The sequence below is a fragment of the Pseudoalteromonas sp. TB51 genome (assembly GCF_000498055.1).
In the GTDB taxonomy this organism is placed as follows: Bacteria; Pseudomonadota; Gammaproteobacteria; order Enterobacterales; family Alteromonadaceae; genus Pseudoalteromonas; species Pseudoalteromonas atlantica.
On record NZ_AUTO01000280.1, the window covers coordinates 1 to 4653 of the forward strand.

Consider the following 4653-nt stretch of genomic DNA (forward strand, 5'->3'; position numbering starts at 1 on the left):
CCGCTTCAACAAGTGCACTTGCTGATGCGCAAGCTGCTGTTGACTCGGGTGACGATGCACAAGCAACTGTTGAATTAGTTGATGCTGCGGTAACTGCGGCGTCAGATTTTTCTGCTGCTGTAGATGCACTAGAGCTTGCGATTGAACAAGCACTAGAAGCAGCAACTGAATATGAAGCTGTAGCAGTAACTGAAGCTGATATGGCTGAAGCCGCTGATTTAGTTGAAAGTGCAGAAATGATGGCCGAAGCTGCTGAAACTCAGGCTGAACTTGCAAACGAGCAACTTGTAACAGCACTTAGCCTTCAAGCAGAAGCAGAGCTGGCGGTTGCAACGGCATCTGTTAAAGAAACATCAGAATCTCTTTCAACGATGACGGTATTAACAAGTACCGGTGGTGATGCACTTTACGACACAGCTGAAGTGTTATTTGATGTATTTGAAGAGCTTGCCGATATGGGTAACTCTGGTGAAGGTACTTCAACAACGCATCCTGAGTGGGCATACGACTACAGCTTAGATGATTTAACGCTAATGCTTACAAACTCGACTACAGGTAGCATGATCACAGCGTCTGCTGCGTATCAAGATAACCAATTGGTTGTTGCTTGGGGCGGTATGCTAACCACTGAAAGCGATGCAACTGTTGAGCTTGTTACAGGCGATGTAGCCGCAGATGCACTTGAAGAGTGTCAAGCATTTGCTGATGGTACAATTACTGACTCTACACAAATTGATTCGTGTTTAGTATTTACGTTTGACGGTGCTGTAAATGCAGATACGGTTGACGATGCTGAACTAACTATGGCACAGGCGTGGAACCGTGTTGAAATTGAGGACGGCGACTCAGACTTTATGGGTACGCTAAACTTAAGCGGCATGGAAGAGACAGACATGGCTATGCTAGAACTAGCAGGTATGTCTGGCGACTTAGACTTTAGCGTAATGTCTGAAGTGGATAGCAGTGGTGATGAAGACATGACCATGCTTGAAATTAAAGTAAATGGCGACGCTACAATGGGTTACACGCTGTCTATGTCGGGTACTGAATCAGCTGGTTACATGGGCGATGTTAAAGCTATGTACGATGGCATGATGATGACCTTTGGTACAGCAACTAAGGTAACAAACGGTGTTTCAATTACTTACATTGATGATGAAGTAATTGATTACACAGATGTGACTTTAATTGACTCATCTAACTAATACTTAAACTATAAAAGGGAAAAGCTGTGTGCTTTTCCCTTTTTTTATAGAAAGCGATTAAATTATGAAAAAAAAAATTCTCTTGTTAGGATTTTCAACTGCTCTACTTTCACCTCTAGCTTCTGCAAATAATCAATTTCAAATATTTACTCACTTTGACGCCGAAATTTACACTGAGGCACAGCCAGTACAAGCATTTGTAGATGATTTTGACGAGCCTATTAAGTCTGGCGACAGTGCATTTACTTATAATATTTTTGAGATTGGCGTGGGTTACAACAATTTTAAAGTTGGTTTGCAGAGCCGTTATGACTACGTACTTAATTTTGATCCCGATACTGCACTTTATACTTATTTAGAAAAAAACGATTTACCCTTTGAAGAGCGATTTTACACGTATCAGCTAGATGCTAAGCAAGTGACCTCTAATGGGGTGTTTGTTTCATACGATTTTAAATTTTTAGATAAAAACGCGCTAACTATTACACCAAAAGTGTCTGTTTTTGCCAGTACACATTTTCAAGATGCCTCAGTAGATGGGCGAGTGTTTAGTGACGATGTAGAAGGCAGCATTACTGCTGATTATAATTTTTCGAAAGATATTTTATTTAAAAAATTTACTCCCTCGCAAAACCCTGAAGGCCTGGGTTATAGCTTAGATATTTTTGCTGATTGGCAAGTAAATGACGATTTAAAAGTAGGGCTAAGTGTAAAAGATCTGCTTTATAAAACTGACTTTGATGATACCGGCGCGGTAAAAGGGCAAACAACAGAAATCCCTTTCAGTGAAGATGAAAGTGGTAATGTCACCTCTACACCGACTGTTTCTCTTCAAACATCAGCTTTTGGTAATACCCAGTCACACACACTTGATATGGAAATGCGTATTACCGCCTTTGCCGATTACCGAATCAACCGCCGATATTCAACGGCGCTTACAATCAAGCAGTACGATGAAGATACATTTAGTCAGCTTAAAGGGCGCATTCATTTTTGGGATCATTGGAAGGTACAAGCTGGCTATGAAACAAAAAGTGAGGCGTTTTTAGTCGGTATTGAAAACGAGTACTTTGGTCTTAATTTACAAACCGACAGCTTAGATTTAGATAAAGCTTATTATGCGAATGTAAATTGGTACATGAACATTAAGTTTTAAGGAATGAAGATGTTAAAAAAACTTTTACCTTTGTCAGTTGCTCTAGCGCTTAGTGGCTGCGGTGGCTCTTCAAATGACAGTAGTGACGAAGCGGTTGAAATAAGCGTAGTATCTACCTCTACCGTAAACTTTTATGTACCTCAGTGGCAATCAGCCAAAGGTACGCTTAATCAATTAGACAGCCAAGGCAATGTGGTTGAGTCTGTCGCGGTCGAAAACATAAATACCGCCAGCGTGAGTGTATCGCCTCTTAATTTTTATACATTTGAATTTATACCTGACGATAGCGCCTTGCCGTGCCCACGCTTTACAGGCTGTGGCAGAACGCTTCGCGGTGATGTAAACGATATAAACGAAAACCGTTTAATTGATTTTGAAGAGATAACTGGCGTTAATTTAAACTATGCTGCCCGTGCCTATGTTGCGCCAGGCGTTAATGAGGTGTTTTTCTCGCCATTGAGCACCGCAATTACGAATGCAAATGTTGACGCAACCCTTGCAAGTTTATCTGCGAGTCCTTTTTATCAGCTTACACATAGTAGCTTGAGTAATACACTAGAGGCAGAAATCGTTGCTAATGCATTTACGTATAGCGCTATCGTCGCTGGTGTGTCTGTTGAAGGATTTGATTTAGCCACTGCATTTGATGATTTTATCACCCTGCAGGATGATACAAGTGCTTGGCAAACTTACAGCAGTTTAGCTGATCAATACATCGCAGATAACCTTTACAGTGAACAAGGTAATGGTTTAATTCAAAGTGTAGCCGGGCAGGTTAAGCAAACTATTGCGAGCGTGACTAGTTATACCAATTGGCAACAAAAAGTTGAAACTGAGCAAGCATTAGAGTCACGCGAATTACTCGAAAATATAAGAGATGCGCTAGGTGTTATTCGCTTACAGGACACAACCTACGCTGATGATTTAGACGCGAAGCTTGAACAACTAGAAAGCGCACTTGATGACGATACGCAGCAAACTATTACCGTGCTTGCAGAGGTAATTAATGAGGTACTCATAAATTACTCTCCACTTGCAGAAGTATCTGCGAGCGAAGGGCAGTACACGTTACGTAATCTTGATATTAGCTATTCAACCTCACCCTACGAATGGCTAATTACCGGTACCTATGATGGCCTCCCAGTAAATATAGACATGTCTATCCCCACATTTAGAATAAGCGGTGTACTTGGTGATAAAATAGAAGGGGTAATGAGTGCTTCTGTTATTAATGGCGATACGCGCTTAGATGTTGATGTAAGTGAACTGCTGGTGGAATTTGATGGGGTAAGTGAGCAAAGTGAATTATTACCCGATGCACAAACAGGTATTGCTAATATTACCACTGATGTAGTTATTACTAAGCAATCAGGCGAGCTTACTGGTGAGATATCATTAGATCTAAATCGATTTGTTACTGCGTTTGCACAGGAAGTTACGTCTTTATCTGCCTTTGATTTTGCTGGCCAATATCAAAGTGATATTCAAACTACGCCTTTTCATATTACAGCATTAGAAGCTTCGCCACTGACGGGTGAGGAAAACGATGATTTAATGTTTGGCCTAGAACTGGCTCTGCCATTAGGTGGTGCGAGTGACTTTAGCTTAGCGTATGTAGGTGATGTTATTGATTTATCGCAGCTTACCAGTAGTGATGTATTTATTAGCGTAAAACAAAAAGCCTTAGATTTACGCATTAGAGAAGTAAATAGCAATATTAGTTTAACCGCAAAAGGTGAAAAAGGTCGCTGGCTTGATGTAAAACAAGCTGGCAGCAACTACAGCGGTGGCTTGTACTTAGGCGATACAAAAATTGCGGATGTAACCGCAGTACGTGGTATTCCTGGGGTATTATTTCCTAATGGTGATTTTGAGTCGTTATTTTAATAGCGGTTTAAACCTAAACTTAAGCCCTGCAAGTTGCACATACTTGCTGGGCTTTTTTATTTCTCGTGCTTATATACTACCTAACTAAGCATATTGGCATAAGTTATAGTAGCTCAATTTCTACGGTTTCGTCTTTTGCAATATTGCCACTTTCTGCGGGCAGCACAATAAGGCAGTTAGCGTGGCTAAGCGATGAGAGTACCCCCGAACCTTGCTTATTTATAGGCGTTACCAGTAGGTTATTGTTTTCGTCGGTACTGGCAATACCACGTTGAAAGTCGGTACGGCCGGGGCGCTTTTTAATCAGCGCTGTGGTGGTTGCTTTTAAACGTAACTTAGCAGTATGTTCATTTCCTGAAAGCTTTGTAAGGGCTGGCTTTACAAGTCGCTCAAGCGTAACGGCTG

Annotated in this window: 2 protein-coding genes and 2 pseudogenes; 3 read left to right on the top strand and 1 reads right to left on the bottom strand. The window is 41.2% G+C overall.

Annotated elements, in window-relative coordinates; genetic code table 11:
• The 3 genes and pseudogenes from L650_RS0116545 to L650_RS0116555 all read left to right on the top strand — a co-directional run.
• Positions 1–1205, top strand: a pseudogene (locus L650_RS0116545) (hypothetical protein); the annotation flags it as partial.
• Between the two features lie 64 nt (positions 1206–1269).
• Positions 1270–2361: a hypothetical protein gene (locus L650_RS0116550; protein ID WP_029773797.1), complete on the top strand. Its 1092-nt coding sequence runs from the start codon at positions 1270–1272 to the stop codon at positions 2359–2361.
• A gap of 9 nt (positions 2362–2370) precedes the next feature.
• Complete coding sequence (locus L650_RS0116555; RefSeq protein ID WP_029773798.1) at positions 2371–4248, top strand: hypothetical protein; 1878 nt, start codon at positions 2371–2373, stop codon at positions 4246–4248.
• A 103-nt stretch (positions 4249–4351) separates the two neighbouring features.
• On the opposite strand, the pseudogene L650_RS0116560 reads toward L650_RS0116555, so the two are convergent.
• Positions 4352–4653, bottom strand: a pseudogene (locus L650_RS0116560) (molybdopterin molybdenumtransferase MoeA); the annotation flags it as partial.

Excerpts from the sequence above, each read along its gene's own strand:
- L650_RS0116550 (WP_029773797.1), top strand. The coding sequence starts at position 1,270 with ATGAAAAAAAAAATTCTCTTGTTAGGATTTTCAACTGCTCTACTTTCA.
- L650_RS0116555 (WP_029773798.1), top strand. The coding sequence starts at position 2,371 with ATGTTAAAAAAACTTTTACCTTTGTCAGTTGCTCTAGCGCTTAGTGGC.